We start from the raw sequence: 15,878 nt of genomic DNA, 5'->3' as shown, positions 1-15,878 counted from the left end.
ATGCACCGATGTCTCCTCTCCGGCGATCATTTATGATGGCCTTAATAGCCAATTGGCCAGAAAAAACCGCCCAAATTAGGAGAATAAACCAATGCCCAGATACCTTGTTGAACGCACCTTTTCCGATGGCCTTGCCCTCCCCGCCAATGCGGAAGGAGCCCAGGTTTGCCAAACAGTGGTTGGCAACAACGCCACAGACGGCGTAACTTGGATCCATTCCTACGTTACCGACGATAAGCAGAAAACATTTTGCATCTATGATGGACCATCCCCCGAAGCCATTCGTAGCGCAGCTGACCGCAGCGGCCTGCCAGTTGATCGCATCACCGAAGTACGGGTGCTTGACCCTTACTTCCATATGTAATTTAGACAATCACGTACCTAAACAACCCTGGAGGTGTTTATGAAGCGCAAAAAATTAATCTTAACTGGGGCAATTGTGACCCTTTTATTGCTCACCGCGCAGCTGGTTTTGGCAGACGGCCGTAACCCCATTCAGCGATTACGTGCCGTTACCGCCCGGTTCCGCCATATCCCCACAGCTCAAGCGGCCGGATATGATCTTGTGCCTGGGTTAGATCACTGCTTTGAGAACCCTGGCGTGGGGGCGATGGGCTACCATTACATCAACGTGGATATGCTGGATTTGGATGTGGATTTTCTACGTCCTGAAGCAATGGTTTACTCGACTGGTCGTAACGGCCGTCTCCAATTAGGTGCTGTTGAATATATCGTTCCTGCTGCCGAGTGGGATGCCGCTGGGCACAGTGAGCCACCTCAACTACTGGGGCATCATTTTCACCTCAACGAGTCACTGGGCGTTTATATTTTACATGCCTGGGCGTGGAAACATAATCCGGCTGGCATGTTTGAAGATTGGAACCCTAATGTATCTTGCCCCTAAAATCCTCAAAAAGCGTATCTCTTGAATAGGCAAAACACCCTCAATTGACCACGCAATTGAGGGTGTTTTGCTAATTTCGATTCATTTTTTAGCGAATTAAGAATCGTCACCATCGTCGTCTTCGCCGAAGTTGTTGAGTTCTTCAGCCAGTTCGAGTAGACGGGCTTGTACGGCGTGGTGAATGGTGCCTTCAGGATAACTGCCATCTTTCTGGCGTATTCCGGCGGGCAAGCCCATCAGCAGTTCGATGCCTTCGTCTAGCGTTTGAATGGGCCAGATATGGAAGTTGCCTTCGGTTACGGCCGTTACCACCGCTTCATGCAGCATCAAATTCTCCACGTTGCTGGCCGGAATCAACACGCCTTGCTCCCCCGTTAGGCCGCGCGCTGCGCACAGCCGGAACCAGCCCTCAATCTTCTCATTCACGCCACCGATGGGCTGAATTTCGCCCCGCTGGTTCACTGAACCCGTAACCGCCAGCGACTGCTTGATGGGAATTTCGCTGAGGCTGGAGAGCAACGCATACAGTTCGGTGGAAGAGGCACTGTCGCCATCCACGCCACTGTAATTTTGCTCAAATGTTAGGCTGGCCGTGAGCGACAGTGGCTGATGCTGAGCATAGGTGCCGCCCAGGTAGCCGTTGAGCGTCAGCACCCCCTTCTCATGAATGGGGCCAGACATCTCGGTTTCTCGCTCAATGTGAATAATGCCATCATCCCCCATGAAGGTGCGGGCGGTGATGCGCCCCGGCAAGCCGAAGGAGTAATCCCCGGTATCCAGCACGGACAGGCCGTTGACTTGCCCCACCACGCCGCCATCTGTGGCAATAAAAACAGTACCGTCCAGGAACCGCTCAAACATTAACTCTTCGAGCTGATTGGCCCGTTTGGTGCGCTCCGCCAACGCTTCTTGCACATCTTGGGCGGTAACGAGGGTACGGCCGTTTGCCCCGGCCCAATAGCTTGCTTCCCGCACCAAATCCGCCACCATGCCAAACACGGTGCTCAACTTACGCTGATCTTCGGCGATGCGAGACCCAAACTCAACCACTTTGGCAACGGCCGTTGCATCAAAATGAAGCAGTTTTTCCTGGTGGCAGCGGTTGGCAATAAAGTTGGCATACGCCTGTTCCGCTGCTTCATCACGCGGCATTGTCGAATCAAAGTCGGCCCGCACCTTAAACAGGCTGCGGAAATCCTCGTCCTGCTCAAATAGCAAATAATACAGCCCCACGCTGCCCGTCATGATGATTTTTACCTGCAAGGGAATTGGTTCCGGGTCTAGCGTCTTGGCCATCACCTGGCCGCCACTCATCATGACAGCAGGCCGCACCGAGATTTCCTCAGACTTGATGGCCCGTTTTAACGCCTCCCACGCATCCGGATATTTGAACAAATCGTGGGCGTTGAGGATAAGATAGCCGCCGTTGGCCCAATGCAGGCTGCCACATTTAATGTTGGTAAAATGGGTCGTTAGCAGTCCGTTCCGCATTTCATATTCCAGTCGTCCAAACAGATTGCTGTAGGTGGGGTTGGTTTCTACAATCACAGGTGCACTTTTTGTCTCGGCATTGTTGACCAGCAAATTCACTTCGTACCGGCTTAAATCAATCGCCTCAGGGCTGTCTACTGGCGATGTGAAATCGTCGATCTGGTTTAGCACGTCTGCCTCAACTTCATCCAGGTAAACGCACATTTCGTCTACCTGAGCGTAGTCGTTTTTTAGTGCTTCAAAATGGTGCTGAACGGCCGTTTGCGCCACGTCTCGGTCAATCTGCTTCATCTTTTGCCGTGCATCCAGCTCCATCTGGTGGATTTGGTAGACCACTTCCTCCAACTCAGCCGATAGCTTTTGTGCCTCTTGCTCCATTGCCTGCCGCGTCTCGATGGGCATCTGCTGCATTTGCTCTGGACTCATCTGCTGCCCGTCCTGGACGGGCACAATGGCAAAGCCGGAGGCCGTTTGCATCAGGCCAAAGTTGCTGGCGGCGGCTTTTTGTTGGATTGTTTGCAACAACGCCCCACGCTGCTGCTCGAACTCCGTTTTCATACGGTTAATCGTTTCGCGGTAAGAGTCGGTGTCAAATGCCTGAGGTAAATCCTGGCGTAAATCGGCAATGAGCCGCGACATGCGCGCCTTGAATTTGGCACCCTGCCCAGGGAGTAACTCAATGGCACGTGGTTGGTGCGGCACGGCAAAGTTGTGTACATAAATCCAGTCGCTGGGGACGGGGGTGTTGCGGGTTTGCTGCTGCAAAAAATGCTCGATAGCGGTGGCACGCCCGGTGCCATGTGCGCCGAGGGCATAGATGTTGTAGCCGTGGCTACCAATGCCGATACCAAAGGCAATGGACTGTGTGCCGCGTGGCTGACCAATGATTTGGGTTTCAGCTTCTAGCTCGGCTGTGTTGGCAAAGGTGAACCTTTTTGTGGGGCAGGTGAGGCGTAATTGATCGGGGGTAAGGGGGGAAACGGCCGTTGCTTTCTTTTTGGGCATGAAACTCTCCGCAGGTTAAGCAAATCACAAGAAGGTTTTTAATATAAGAGACCCTTCTTTGTTGTGATTTGCTCAAGTAAAAGCGGGAGAAATGGCTTTTCTCATTTTCAAAAACTTTCCCGCTTTTACATAGATGAAAAAAAGTGGCTGCATTATAGTGTAAAGCGGGGGGAATTGTCGATGTTGTGAGCTAGTAGCTGGTGGCTGGTTTGGTGCTAGCCGCCAGCTACTATTTCTACTCTTCCGGAAGTTTCATCGTTGCTACTAGCTCCGGCTCTCGTTCCATCAGCAGATTACCAGCCAAATGACAGCCGCCGTACAGCAAGGCAGCCCCCAAAACAAGGCTCACCAGTGCCGCCACGCCACCCAGCCAGGGTAAGTCGAAGTAGAAAGCCAGCCCCAGCAAAGCCCCAGCCGGCAAATTTACAACCGCGATGCCGATCGGGATAATGGTAATGGAGGCGCAGCCTGTTTTGAAATTGCCACCAGATTGGAACGCGCCTCGGGTACGTTTGGCTTCCAGATTGATGGGAATGGGGAAGAGGACAGAGGTAACGGCCGTTACTGAAATCGCTGCCAAAACCATTCCCAAACCGACAGGGATGGCCACGCTAGAAACCCAGCCGCCAACGAAAATGGCGACCAGGCCAGACACAATTAAATACGGTATGCCACTTAGGAAAAAGAAGACAATTCCTTTCGCCAAAAAGAGACGCCAGCGTGGGTGAGGCGTTAACAATAGCGATGGCAAGCCGCGACCTTCCCAAGCCAACATATTTTGCGAGTTGACCCAGCTCAAAAAGAGAGCGTAAATTGGCATCGTCAATGCAAACCAGCTAGGAATGGCCGATAGACCCCCCGAAACGTTGCCCCCAGAAAACAGGAATGGCCCCATCATAAAAAATGGCACCAGCACGCCTTGCAGCAAGCCCACGCGCCGCTGCGGCACGCGCCACACGGAGCGTGTCTCCTTGCCTACCAACACCGCCAAATCATGCGGCAGCACGTCTAAAATGGAGCCACGATTTGTTTTTTGCGCCGCTGGCTTCTCTTTTTCTGCCTGCGGCCGTCCGCCGATGAGGAAGCCGCCGCCAGTAGCTAGCCGATTGAGCAACTGAGACCAGACCCAGGTAAGTGCCGCCAATATGACGGCCGAATAAAGCAACCAGAGGACGGCCGTTCCCCAAGAACCGGCCAACGCCTGCTCAACCGCCCGCGCTGGCGCACCTGTGGGAAACCATTGCAAAATGTTCAGCGGCTGAAACGTAGCAAATGATTCAGCAAACGCCTCCTCCTGACCTGGCGAAAGCGAATCCATAAACCGCTCCATGCCGCTTTGGAAAGTCACGTTGATGAAGTAACAAGGGAGACCTAAAAGAGAAGCTAAAACGATGGCAATATCCCGAAAGCGGCGGCTCTGCAAAATGCCGCCAATCGCCACCGAGATGAATTGCCCAATAATTACCATATGTCCATAGCACAGCAAAATCGCCAAAATGACCACCGGAAACGCAATCGTAAACCCGAATCCAATGAACGCCGCTACAAATAGTGGCAGCATCAAGTAGGTAGGGTAATCAAACAGCGTGCCTAGCAGCGTGCTCAAAATGAGGTCGCGCCGGGAGATGGGGAAGACGAGCAGCCGGGTGATGTCGGCACTTTCGTTGATAGATGTGGCTACGATGGGGAAGCCAAGCCACAGCAGCCAGAGGGCCACCATGATACCGCCAAACAGAGCCGTCGGCCATTGCCCTTCCAAATTTCGGTAGCCAATAGCTGAACCCACAGCCGCGGCAATAATCATCGGGCCAAATATCAGGATGACCAAAATTGCGCCAATGATGCGCCCTCGCTCGCGGGAAAATTGGCGCACCGTCAGCTTGCCCCGAATGCGGAACAGCGTGCCTACCTGTGAGCGGGCGGGGGTGGGTTCGCCTAGCGCAGCCATGACAACCTACCTTCGGCGTGCAAATCGCTGGAGGCACCCACAGCACGCAAGAAAATCTCTTCCAGCGTCGTTTCATCCCCGGTTTCAGCCTGGTGGCGTAACTCGGCCATGCTGCCCTGAGCGACCAGACGGCCGTCATCAATCACCGCCACTCGCGTACACAACCGCTCCACCACTTCCAAAATGTGCGACGAGAAAAAGATAGTGGTGCCATGCTCGCGCAGCCGCCCCAGCACATCCCGAATGATCCGGCCGGAAATCGCGTCAATCCCCTCAAACGGTTCGTCCAAAAAGAGAACACGGGGTGCGTGGATAATCGCCGCCGCCAGTGCCGTCTTCTTCCGCATCCCGTGCGAATAATCCACAATCAGTTTGTTGGCGTCATCGGTAAGGGTGAGCAGGTCTAGCAGTTCGTCGGTGCGCTGCTCCACTTCGCCTTTGGGTACGCCATACATCGTGCCAGAGAAGCGCACGTACTCCCGCGCCGTCAGCCGCTGGTAAAGCTGCATTCCCTCCGGCAAAACGCCGATGCGCGCTTTAGCCGCCAAAGGGTCTTCCCACATATCAATGCCGTCAATAAGCGCCGTGCCGCTGGTGGGGCGCAGCAAACCCACCAGCATGTTGATGGTGGTGCTTTTACCCGCCCCATTTGGCCCCAAAAAGCCAAAAAACTCCCCCGTGTTTACTGTCAGATCAAGATTATCTACCGCTACTTTTTTATCAAAATGGCGGGTCAGCCCCCGCGTTTCAATGGCCCAATTCGTCATGTTTTCCCTTCGATAACCTCCCGGTGGTTTAAACCTCCGGGAGGTTGCTGCTTATGGCTAGATGCAGTGCCGATCATATCATATTTTATGGCAGCTTTACGCAAAAATGTGGGGATTGGTTACCAAAAATTAACGGTTGAGGGTGATGATTTGCCGTTCTAGGGCAACGGTTACGGCCGCTGTCCGATCAGCTACCCCCAGCTTATTGAAGATGTGAATGAGGTGGGTCTTGACGGTGGCGGTGCTGATGTGCAAACTCTTCCCAATTTCCCGGTTGCTAGCCCCTTTGGCGACCAGTTGCAGCACTTCAATCTCGCGGGCGCTCAGGTTTTCTTCGGCGGGGGCGCGCATGCGGGTCATGAGGCGGGCGGCAACGGCGGGAGCCAGCACGGATTCACCGTTGGCAGCGGCGCGAATGGCGCGGTACAGCTCTTCGCGGGGGGTGTCTTTAAGCAGGTAGCCGGTGGCCCCCGCTTCGATGGCGCGTAATATATCGGCGTCGCTATCGTAGGTGGTGAGGACGAGGATGTTGGCAGACGGCCGTTTCCCTTTAATCTCCCCAATGGCCGTCACCCCATCCATGCCCGGCATCCGCAAATCCATCAAGATCACGTCTGGCTGGTATTGGGCATCCAGCCGCACCGCTTCTGCTCCATCGGTAGCGGTGGCTATCACATCAAAATCGGCTTGCCCAGCCAGCATCCCCGCCAGCCCTTCCCGCACAACGGGGTGATCATCTACCAAAATTAAGCGTATTGTGTCCATAATTCTCCCGTCACAGGGAGATTGGAGACTGGAGATTAGAGATTGTTCAGTCTCCAATCTCTAATCTCTAATCTCCTTCAATTGGTATTTTCACTACCACCGTCGTCCCGCCGTCTGGGTCGCTTTCCAGCAGCAGCTCACCGCCAAACTGGGCGGCGCGTTCGCGCATCGCTTGCAGCCCAAAGCCACCGCCAAACGGGGATGGCTTCGCGCCGTTCAGCCCCACGCCGTCATCCTGCACGTCTAGCAGCACTGAATCCCCCATGTAAGAGAGCGTGACGCTGACTTGCTGTGCCTGAGCGTGTTTGTGAATATTGGCTAATGCTTCCTGCGTGGCCCGCAGCAGCGTCACGTCTACGTCGGGGTGCAGTGGCAGCGGCGTGCCGGTGGTTTGCATGGTGGCGGCAATGCTGTGGCGTTGGCTCCACCGCTGCACGGTGCGTTCGATGGCCGCAGGCAAGGAATTGTTTTCTAATGATTCGGGGCGCAGATCAGCGACGACACGGCGGGCTTGCTGCAAATTATGGCGGGCGGTTTCTTTGGCGTGCTGAATTTGGCGGGCAGCGTTGCTGTTGGGGTCGGTCAGGGCTTGTTCGGCCGTTTCCAAATTCATGATGATGCTAATAAAGCCCTGCGCCAACGTGTCGTGAATTTCGTGGGCCAGCCGCTGCCGCTCGGCCAATACCCCAGCAAGACGCTCAGATTGTGCCAATTCATTGCGTGTTGCCTGCAATTCTTCGGCCAACTGTTTGCGATCCTGGCTTTGGCGCATGATGGCATTGAGCCAGACACCCATGCCAATGCCAATGCCTGTGGGAATGGTATAAAACAGCATCAGCGTCCAGGAGAATGGCTGCCCATCCAAGACCGTTTGCAACAGCACAATGAGTATGGCTACTACAATTGAAAAAATCGCTGCAAAGAGCATAGGCAGCGTAAAGAACAGTTGGCTAAACACCCCCGCTAAACCAAAATAAAACGCCTCATCGACCTGAACCAGGGCTATCCAAAACAGAACCTGCCCGACAGTATATGGTATGGTTAATCGTAGGTCTTCGCGGAAATTTAGTTGGCGGCCAAAGCGCCACATCGCGCCCAAATGCCAGCCAATTACGCCAAGCGTCAGGGCGATAACCAGGGGCAGTTCCTCGGTACGGCCGTTCTCGAAAAAATAGACGCTAAAAGCCGCCACAAAGGACAGGACAAAAACCGTTGACCATAGCCAAACAGAACGAATCCATAATTCCCTATCGCTCATCGGTTGGGTTGCTAATTTCTCTTGACTCATTGCGGCTGCGCTCCTGTGGGGATGCTAACCATCAGCGTGGTGCCTTCGGCCGGGTCAGATTCAATCACCAACTCGCCCGCCAGTTCATCTATGCGCTGCCGCATGGCTACCAAACCAAACCCGCCGGACACGGCCTGTCCTGAGTGAGCCGAGGCTGCCGTTCCAGCCTGTCCATTTTCCGCCGCAAACCCGCGACCATCGTCCTGCACATCCAAAATGACCACGTCCCCCAGATATGAGAGCGTTACCTGCGTCTCGCTGGCCTGGGCATGTTTGCGCACGTTGGCCAACGCTTCCTGCGTGGCGCGTAACAGCGTCACTTCCACCTCCGGGTGCAGCGGCTGTACCTGCCCCGTCATCTTAAACGTGGCGAGAATGCCGCTATGCTGCGCCCATCGCTCTACAACCCGCTCGATGGCTTGGAACAGCGGCGCACTTTCCAGCACTTCCGGGCGCAAATCTTCCACCACGCGGCGGGCTTGGGTCAGGTTGTCTCGGGCCGTGCTTTTGGCCTGGGTGATGTGGCGGGTGAGGGTGTTAGGGTCGTCGGGCAGGGCTTGTTCGGCCGCTTCCAGGTGCATCACAATGCTGGTAAAGCCTTGCGCCAGCGTGTCGTGGATTTCTCGCGCCATGCGCTGACGTTCGCGCAGCACGGCCGTTTCCTTTGCCTGAGCCACCAAGCGTAAATTATCCAAAACCAGCGCCACTTGCGCGGCAATGGTCACAAAATCCTGCTCGCTGCTGCGCGAAAGGCCACCGCTGGCAGGGGAGGTGACGGTGAGCAGGCCAACCCAGCTTCCCGTGGGCGTTACCAGGGGAATGAGCAGGGCAGAGCGCGCGCCCAACGCTTCCCAGCTTCGCTTTTCGGTGTCCGGTAGCTCAATCGCTTTGATTTGCAGGCTGGATTCTGGTGAAAGGCGGGTGAGTGAATGGGTGGTGTCGGCGGTAAGCTGCAAGCCCGGCTGCCAGCTTTCATCTTGTTTGGCGGTCCAGGCGGCGAGGAGGGATACGGCCGTTGGGCGACCGCCGTCCCCTTGCAGCAAAATCTCCCACAAACCAATTTGGTTCACGTTGGCGGTGGCCAAATGCGTACCGATGGCATTTACAATCGCATTAGGGGTTGGAGCTTGGGCGATGGCCTGGCTGGTGAGGTAAAGACGCTGCTGCCCAGCCAGCACCTTCTGGCTGCGCCGTGCGCCAAGCCAACCTGCCAGCATGGGCACAGGCAAAAAGGTGAGAAGCGTAAAATCAAAGAGAAAGTGCAGCGGGACACCAGCAAATAGAGCTACCTGGAAGGCAGTGGCAATGCCGCTGACAATGCCGATAAGCAGCCCATACCAAAAAACGGCCGTTCCTTGTCGCTTGCACACCCAAAATGAAATAAGAATCGTAATGAAAAATTGGGATACCGGGGAGGCGTAGGTGCCAATAACGACGGCTCCGCTGCTCACTGCTTCGGCGGTCTGTTCGGGGGATTGCAGGTCTATGGAAACAATCGACGCGTAGATAGAAATGATAGTGCCAATGACCACCACGTTGATGAGAACAATAGCCAGCCCAGGAAAGGTAACCCAGGGCCACTTCACATCGCGCAGTTCGGCCAGCCAAGTTTTAAGGCGGTGGCTGTGGGGAGGTGCGGGGGTGGCAACGGCCGTTTCTTGGGTCATGGTGTGCATCATTATAACCTAATACCGTTTGCGGAGGTGACAGGCACTTTCAAAGTGCCTGTCACCTATCAACTACTCCCAGCGGAAAGTGCGTACAGACAGCGCACCAGCCAACAAAGTCATCCCTACAATGACGGCAATCGGTGTGATGTTCCAGGTGTTGCTGTACCAAACGTCCTTCAGCAAATCCACCACATGCGTAAGCGGCAGGAAGTTGCCAAACTTCACCAAATTGTCGGGCAAAATTTCGCGGGGCAGGCCAGCCCCGGACAAGAATAACATTGGATACAGCACGGCCATGCCAACGGCCGTTGCCGTATTCGCATTCGGCAGCACGCTGGCGAGCAAAAAGCCAACCGCCAAAAAGCCCACATTGCCCAGCAAAAAAGCCAGAATGACGGCCGGAACGTTCACTGGCAGCACCATATCGTATATCAGTACGCCAGCAGTGATTAAAATAGCAGACCCAATTACAGAAATAACTGTGTGGACGATAATACGTGCCCCTAGCAATGTTTGCGGACGCAGTGGCGTGGCTCGGTAGCGGCGCAGTACGCCCAATTCGCGGTAAGTGGCCAAGCCAATGGGCAGGCTCATCATGCCCGTGGTGGCAATTACCATGGCAATGTAGCCAGGCACCGAGTTATCTACGTTGCCCCGCCCGCCCAAAAATTCAGACGGCTCGTTGCCATAAATGCTGCCAAACAGGAATAAAATCAAAACTGGAAAAACCAGCGTAAAAAAGGTGGCAATTGGCTCACGCAAAGCCAGCTTAAATTCAACCCAGGTCATTTTTCGTAAAGCGTTCATTAGGTTTCCTCGTTAATAATGGTTAGTGGCAATAGTGGCTGGTGGTTAGTGGCTAGTCAATTACAGAAGCAACTAGCCACTAACAAACTAGCTACTCGCTCAATTTCTGATACTGCGGCCAGTGAGGGCCAAAAATACATCTTCCAGATCGGCCTGCTCCACGCGCAGGTCAGTGGGCGTGATGTCATGCTCCGCCAGGGCGGTGGCGACGTGCGCCAGCAACGCACCGTTGCCCTGCACAATCACCTGCTTACCCCGCTGCTCCACATCCGTGACGCCTGTAACGATGCGTAGCTGCTGCGGATCATACCCGTTGTAGTTGGTGAAGCGGACGCGGGTGTCTGCGTTCAAACTTTGAATAAGTGCGCTGGGTGTATCCAATGCGACAACATTGCCTTGGTCGATGATGGCAATGCGGTCGGCTAACTCTTCCGCCTCGTCCATGAAGTGTGTTACCAGCACCACCGTTTTGCCCTGGTCACGAATGGCGCGAACGGCATCCCAGGTGGCGCGACGGGCCTGCGGGTCTAGTCCGGTGGTCAGCTCATCCAAAAAGACGAGTTCGGGGTCATTTAGCAAGGCCAGGGCAATAAAGAGCCGCTGCTTTTGCCCACCAGATAGATTCTTGAAGTTGGTTGTGCGCTTTTCGGTGAGGCCCCAATCTTCTAGCAGTTTTTCCCAAGAGACGGTTTTGTCGTAGAAGGCACTGTATAAATTGAGGGCTTCCCACACCTTGAGCCGCTCCGGTAAGGCGGCTTGCTGTAGCTGAATGCCAATGCGCTGGCGTAGCTCATGCTCTTGTTTTTGTGGGTCTAAACCGAGAACGCGGATACGGCCGCTATCTGGCTGGCGCAGCCCCATGATCGATTCGACGGTGGTGCTTTTGCCTGCACCGTTTGGCCCCACAATGCAAAAGATTTCGCCTTGCGCCACATTAAAGGAGATGTTGTCTACGGCGATGGTGCTGCCATATTCTTTGCGTAAGTTTTGTACTTCAATAACGTTCATGTTAAACCTCTATGCAAAAGAGAAGTTCAACTTTTTCAAAAAGTTGAACTTCTGGGATTACTCAGTTACTTAGTGCTCTGTAAAGCAAATTTGTTAGTAAACATAGTTATCGAATAAACTTGTGGAATGGCAAAACATATAAAACTTCCACAAAATGAAAAAACTGAACTTGAACAATTGATAAAGTCGGGTGAACACAAAGCAAGGGTGATCAGTCGGGCAAGGGTGTTGCTTCTACTCAACCGCAGCGAAGGGGAGAAGAGAACCTTGGCTCAAGTCGCAGAAGCAACCATGCTATCCAATGTTACTGTCAGCCAAATCAAACGACGTTACTTTGAAAGTGGTGTGGACAGAGCGTTGTACGACCAACCACGATCAGGGCGGCCGGTGACAAAAATGACTGGAGATGTAGAAGCACAACTGATTGCCTTGACATGCAGCGAACCACCAGAGGGGTATGACCGGTGGACACTGAGATTATTGGCTGATGGGCTGGTAAAACTAGAGGTGGTTGATGAGATTAGTCACACCGCCATAGGAAATAAGCTAAAAAAAATGAACTCAAGCCTTGGCAAGTAAAATCGTGGTGTCTGCCCAAACCTGGGGCACGCTTTGTCGCCAAAATGGAAGATGTCCTCTCCGTTTATGAACGACCCTACGACCCGAAACGGCCGATGGTTTGCCTGGATGAAATTCAAAAAGCGTTGCGGTCAACACCAAGAGGTGAAATTCCGCTGCAACCAGGACAACCCGTTCGAGAAGACTATGAGTACCAACGACATGGGAAGTGTTCCCTTTTTCTGGCCGTCGAACCATTAGCCGGATTTCGCAAAACATGGATTTATCCACAACGCCGCAAGATTGAATTTGCACAGGTGTTGAAATCATTAGTCGACGAGGTTTATCCTGATGCAGAGACGATTGTCTTGGTTGTGGATAACTTGAACATTCACCATATCGCTTCTTTATATGAACGGTATGAACCAGCAGAAGCACGCCGGATTGCGGACAAACTTGAATGGCATTACACACCAGAGCATGGCAGTTGGCTCAATATTGCTGAATGTGAATTATCTGTTTTACGTCGTCAGGCATTGAAGCGACGGAAGGTGGATATTGACGAAGTTCGCAACCAAGTAGCAGCTTGGGAAACACAACGCAATAAACGCCAAGTGGGTGTTGATTGGCAATTTACTTGCACTGATGCTCGCATTAAACTGAAGCGACTTTATCCAATTGTTAACGTTCAGTAATTTGTTAACGCCTTATATTTCTAAATATACTTTGTTTACAAAGCACTTAGGAACGGCTGCCCAGAAACATGGACAGACCGGCAAAAATAAGACCAACAGGCCAGATCATACCCCAGGTGATGGCTTCAAATAGGAAGATTGAGGCAGCGAGGAGGATGGCCAGGCTGGTGATGATGGCTCCTGTGCTGGCGGAAGTGAGACGGCCGTTTGCCCGATAGTCGCTATAGATGTTCTGTGCAAACCCTGCCAGCGGGATGAGCATAAACAGTGCCCACCAGTTCTGGAACGAGAAATCTGTAACGTTGGCGACCATCAAAACTGCACCAATGACGATAAAAATAACAGCCATGATCGTGTTGTTGTTTTGTCCCTTTGCTTTATTTTTTAATTCTTGGTTATTCACGATTCCACTCCTTGTTGAACTTAAGTTGTTGCCGAATATGCTTAAATCTTACTGGGTAGGCAGGCGAAAGTAACCCATCAGGCGATGGAATTGTGGGTTGCATTTGGTGGATTGTGCAGTCAGTGGAATGGATACGGCCGTATCAACCGATCGGTTGATAAAGGACTGGCAGTCCTCACCTGTTTAGAGATGAGAAACGATACCTACAGGATTGCCAGTCCTGCGGAGGCTAATAATTTTCTTCGTCTAACGTTTCGTGTTCTTCGCGGAGGCGGAGGTAACTGTCATAGCGGGCGGGGTGGATACGGCCGTCTTTTACTGCTGCCAACACCGCACACCCCGGCTCATGCCGATGGCTGCAATCGCTAAACTGGCAGTCAGAAACCAGCGGCGCAATCTCGCGGAAGTACGCATCCAATTCGTATGGCTCCAAATCAAACAAGGCCAAACCGCGAATGCCGGGCGTGTCGGCCACGTAGCCGCCGTCGTCCAGTGGAAACAATTCCGCAAAGCGCGTGGTGTGCATCCCCTTGCCTGTGGCCCCGCTCACGTGGCTCACCTTCAGCCCCAGGCCAGGCTGAATTTCGTTGAGCAGGCTCGATTTGCCCACGCCCGACGAACCAGCCAGCACCGAAATCTTGCCGTGCAGCAGTTCCTTAAGTTCGGCAACGCCCTCGCCGGTTTGGGTGCTGGTGTGCAAAACTGGGTAGCCAATGTCAGCATACCGCTGGAATTGCGCCTGAACCTTTCCCTTTTTGTCCAGATCGATCTTGTTGAGGCAAATGACGGCGGGCAGTTCGTTCATTTCTGCCACCACCAAGAAGCGATCTAGCTTACGCAGATTAGAGGTGGGATTTTTTACGGCAAAGACAAAAATGACCTGATCCAGGTTGGCGACCAGCACCTGCTCTTGGTCAGCGGCCATTTTGCGGGTGGGCGCGGCCGTGGGGCGGCTGCGCGAGAGTACCGAGGTGCGCTCGGCCACGGCTTCTACCGTGCCAGTGCCGTCGGGATTGAGAGAAATCGTGACCCAATCCCCGGCAGCGACGAGGGTGCTGCTATGCCATTCCTGCTTGAGCCGCCCGGCAATCTGGGCCACAATTGGCTCCCGTCCCTCAATTTCTACGGTGTAAAAACCGCTAATGGCTTTGATGACCCGTCCTTCCAGTTTTTCTGTCATGTGAGAATTATATCGCAATCAAAACCAGAGCAACGAGCGCAATGCCCACGCCAAGCCATTGGCGCGGCCCCAGCCTTTCTTTGAGGATGAGGCGAGCTAGCAAAACGGTGGAGGCTGGATAAAGTGAAGACAAAACGGCCGCAATGTCCAGCCTCCCTGACTGTGTAGCCAGGGCAAAAAAGTAGTTGCCGCCACTATCTAAAATGCCAGAGAGGGCGACGATGGGCAGCACGGCCCGGTTGGGCAATTGCCATTGGGCCGCTTGCCACTGCCGACTCAGTAGAAATATGAGCAGCAGCGGCACGGAGGCAGCTCGCGCTGCCGTCAATGGCCAAAAAACAATGCCAGCACTGAGCTGATCAATAAAAACGAAGAAGAGGGAGAAGCCCAACCCGGCTAGCAATGCCAAACCAAGTTCGTCCCGGCGAATGCCATCGGCTTTGCCGCCACCAGAAAGGAGCCAAACGGCCGTTACCGCCAAACCAAAGCCTACCAGCACCAAACCCGGCGGAATCCCCTCTGTAACAATTCCCACCACCACGGGAATTGATGCAGAGAGAACGGCCGTTGTGGGGGCCACCACCCCCATCCGCCCCCGTGCCAGCCCTGCGTACAATGACAAAATACCAATCACGCCAGCCAGGCCAGCCAACGCGCCAAACAGCATGTTACGTGCCGAAGGCAGTGGCCCTTCCAGCAGCAGAGCCAGCGTCAGCAGACACACCAGTCCCGTCACCTGCGACAGCAGCACAACGGCATACACATTGCCTCGCTTGGCTGCAAAGCCGCCGCTAAAATCACCCGCTCCCCAAACGGCCGCAGACGCCAAGCCGTACGCGACGGCTAGCAGTTCTGGATTGTTTAAAAATAAATTCATGCAGTATGTTATAATCCGAATTGCAAAAGGCACAAAATGTGAGGAGCAAAAGTATGTCGATTTATTCAATTCGTCTTTATTTAGAGCCAAACGAGTCCGGTGTTTTCACTATAACTAGCCCAGATATTCCTGGACTGGTTACAGAAGGCACAACGCCCGAAGAAATTCAGGTTAATGTACAAGAGGCATTGGCAAGTTTAAGAGAAGCATGGCAGGAATTAGGTATGAACTTGCCCCCTGTTTTACGTCCAGCCTTGAAAGATCGACCGCAAACTGTTGACCTCCTCGTTTCGGCCTAATGCGTTACCGTGAAGTTGCTAAGCGACTGAAAAAATTGGGCTGTCGAGAATTACGACAGGGGAAAGGGAGTCATCGGATTTGGATAAACCTGGAGACAAATCAAATTGCCTCGGTACCGGATTGGGGTGGAAAAGATTTAGCACCAGGTACAGTAAGAGCCATCATCCGAGAGTTGGGAATTAGCCGCCAAGAGTTTGGAAAAATCGTTTAGA

The 15,878-nt window shown here is 53.6% G+C and carries 17 protein-coding genes; 6 read left to right on the top strand and 11 right to left on the bottom strand.

Going from position 1 to position 15,878, the window contains the following annotated elements:
* Positions 1 to 91: 91 nt before the first annotated feature.
* Both ACOQPU_RS15945 and ACOQPU_RS15940 read left to right on the top strand, forming a co-directional pair.
* Positions 92 to 364 carry a DUF4242 domain-containing protein gene (locus tag ACOQPU_RS15945; RefSeq protein WP_420640824.1) on the top strand — a complete coding sequence of 91 codons (273 nt, stop codon included), beginning with the start codon at positions 92 to 94 and terminating at the stop codon, positions 362 to 364.
* A gap of 39 nt (positions 365 to 403) precedes the next feature.
* Positions 404 to 904, top strand: a complete 501-nt coding sequence (locus tag ACOQPU_RS15940; RefSeq protein WP_420640823.1) for a hypothetical protein — start codon at positions 404 to 406, stop codon at positions 902 to 904.
* Positions 905 to 1,000: 96 nt separating this feature from the next.
* On the opposite strand, the gene ACOQPU_RS15935 is transcribed toward ACOQPU_RS15940, so the two are convergent.
* The 8 genes from ACOQPU_RS15935 to ACOQPU_RS15900 form a co-directional block, all read right to left on the bottom strand.
* The gene (locus tag ACOQPU_RS15935) at positions 1,001 to 3,400 is read right to left on the bottom strand and encodes a Lon protease family protein (protein WP_420640822.1); all 2,400 of its coding nucleotides are present in this window, start codon (positions 3,398 to 3,400) and stop codon (positions 1,001 to 1,003) included.
* Positions 3,401 to 3,635: 235 nt separating this feature from the next.
* Positions 3,636 to 5,348, bottom strand: a complete 1,713-nt coding sequence (locus ACOQPU_RS15930) for a hypothetical protein (RefSeq protein WP_420640821.1) — start codon at positions 5,346 to 5,348, stop codon at positions 3,636 to 3,638.
* Positions 5,336 to 6,115 carry an ABC transporter ATP-binding protein gene (locus tag ACOQPU_RS15925; protein ID WP_420640820.1) on the bottom strand — a complete coding sequence of 260 codons (780 nt, stop codon included), beginning with the start codon at positions 6,113 to 6,115 and terminating at the stop codon, positions 5,336 to 5,338. Before ACOQPU_RS15925 ends, ACOQPU_RS15930 begins: the two co-directional genes overlap by 13 nt.
* 129 nt (positions 6,116 to 6,244) lie before the next feature.
* Positions 6,245 to 6,880, bottom strand: coding sequence for a response regulator (locus ACOQPU_RS15920; protein ID WP_420640819.1), 636 nt, complete (start codon positions 6,878 to 6,880; stop codon positions 6,245 to 6,247).
* Between the two features lie 67 nt (positions 6,881 to 6,947).
* A complete protein-coding gene (locus ACOQPU_RS15915; RefSeq protein WP_420640818.1) occupies positions 6,948 to 8,168 on the bottom strand; it encodes a sensor histidine kinase in 1,221 nt (406 codons plus the stop codon).
* Positions 8,165 to 9,847 carry a histidine kinase gene (locus ACOQPU_RS15910; protein WP_420640817.1) on the bottom strand — a complete coding sequence of 561 codons (1,683 nt, stop codon included), beginning with the start codon at positions 9,845 to 9,847 and terminating at the stop codon, positions 8,165 to 8,167. The genes ACOQPU_RS15915 and ACOQPU_RS15910 overlap by 4 nt, the downstream gene beginning before the upstream one ends.
* A 60-nt stretch (positions 9,848 to 9,907) precedes the next feature.
* A complete protein-coding gene (locus ACOQPU_RS15905) occupies positions 9,908 to 10,645 on the bottom strand; it encodes an ABC transporter permease (RefSeq protein ID WP_420640816.1) in 738 nt (245 codons plus the stop codon).
* 99 nt (positions 10,646 to 10,744) lie between these two features.
* Positions 10,745 to 11,653 carry an ABC transporter ATP-binding protein gene (locus ACOQPU_RS15900; protein WP_420640815.1) on the bottom strand — a complete coding sequence of 303 codons (909 nt, stop codon included), beginning with the start codon at positions 11,651 to 11,653 and terminating at the stop codon, positions 10,745 to 10,747.
* Between the two features lie 126 nt (positions 11,654 to 11,779).
* On the opposite strand from ACOQPU_RS15900, the gene ACOQPU_RS15895 reads away from it, so the two are divergent.
* A complete protein-coding gene (locus ACOQPU_RS15895) occupies positions 11,780 to 12,232 on the top strand; it encodes a helix-turn-helix domain-containing protein (protein ID WP_420640814.1) in 453 nt (150 codons plus the stop codon).
* Between the two features lie 11 nt (positions 12,233 to 12,243).
* On the top strand, positions 12,244 to 12,906 hold the full coding sequence (locus tag ACOQPU_RS15890; RefSeq protein WP_420645803.1) for an IS630 family transposase: 663 nt from the start codon (positions 12,244 to 12,246) through the stop codon (positions 12,904 to 12,906).
* Positions 12,907 to 12,952: 46 nt separating this feature from the next.
* On the opposite strand, the gene ACOQPU_RS15885 is transcribed toward ACOQPU_RS15890, so the two are convergent.
* From ACOQPU_RS15885 to ACOQPU_RS15875, 3 genes are all read right to left on the bottom strand, one after another.
* Positions 12,953 to 13,309 carry a LiaF transmembrane domain-containing protein gene (locus ACOQPU_RS15885; RefSeq protein WP_420640813.1) on the bottom strand — a complete coding sequence of 119 codons (357 nt, stop codon included), beginning with the start codon at positions 13,307 to 13,309 and terminating at the stop codon, positions 12,953 to 12,955.
* Positions 13,310 to 13,538: 229 nt separating this feature from the next.
* Entirely contained in the window at positions 13,539 to 14,489 is a 951-nt protein-coding gene (gene rsgA, locus ACOQPU_RS15880; RefSeq protein ID WP_420640812.1) for a ribosome small subunit-dependent GTPase A, read from the bottom strand.
* A gap of 7 nt (positions 14,490 to 14,496) precedes the next feature.
* Complete coding sequence (locus ACOQPU_RS15875; RefSeq protein WP_420640811.1) at positions 14,497 to 15,366, bottom strand: EamA family transporter; 870 nt, start codon at positions 15,364 to 15,366, stop codon at positions 14,497 to 14,499.
* A gap of 53 nt (positions 15,367 to 15,419) precedes the next feature.
* On the opposite strand from ACOQPU_RS15875, the gene ACOQPU_RS15870 reads away from it, so the two are divergent.
* Together ACOQPU_RS15870 and ACOQPU_RS15865 are read left to right on the top strand one after the other, a co-directional pair.
* Entirely contained in the window at positions 15,420 to 15,665 is a 246-nt protein-coding gene (locus ACOQPU_RS15870) for a type II toxin-antitoxin system HicB family antitoxin (protein ID WP_420640810.1), read from the top strand.
* A complete protein-coding gene (locus ACOQPU_RS15865) occupies positions 15,665 to 15,877 on the top strand; it encodes a type II toxin-antitoxin system HicA family toxin (protein WP_420640809.1) in 213 nt (70 codons plus the stop codon). Before ACOQPU_RS15870 ends, ACOQPU_RS15865 begins: the two co-directional genes overlap by 1 nt.
* Position 15,878: the final 1 nt, after the last annotated feature.

The sequence above is a fragment of the Candidatus Leptofilum sp. genome, assembly GCF_965223285.1.
In the GTDB taxonomy this organism is placed as follows: domain Bacteria; phylum Chloroflexota; class Anaerolineae; order Promineifilales; family Promineifilaceae; genus Leptofilum.
The sequence above is the reverse complement of the archived record's forward strand: the minus strand, read 5'-3'. Positions and strand labels throughout refer to the sequence as shown.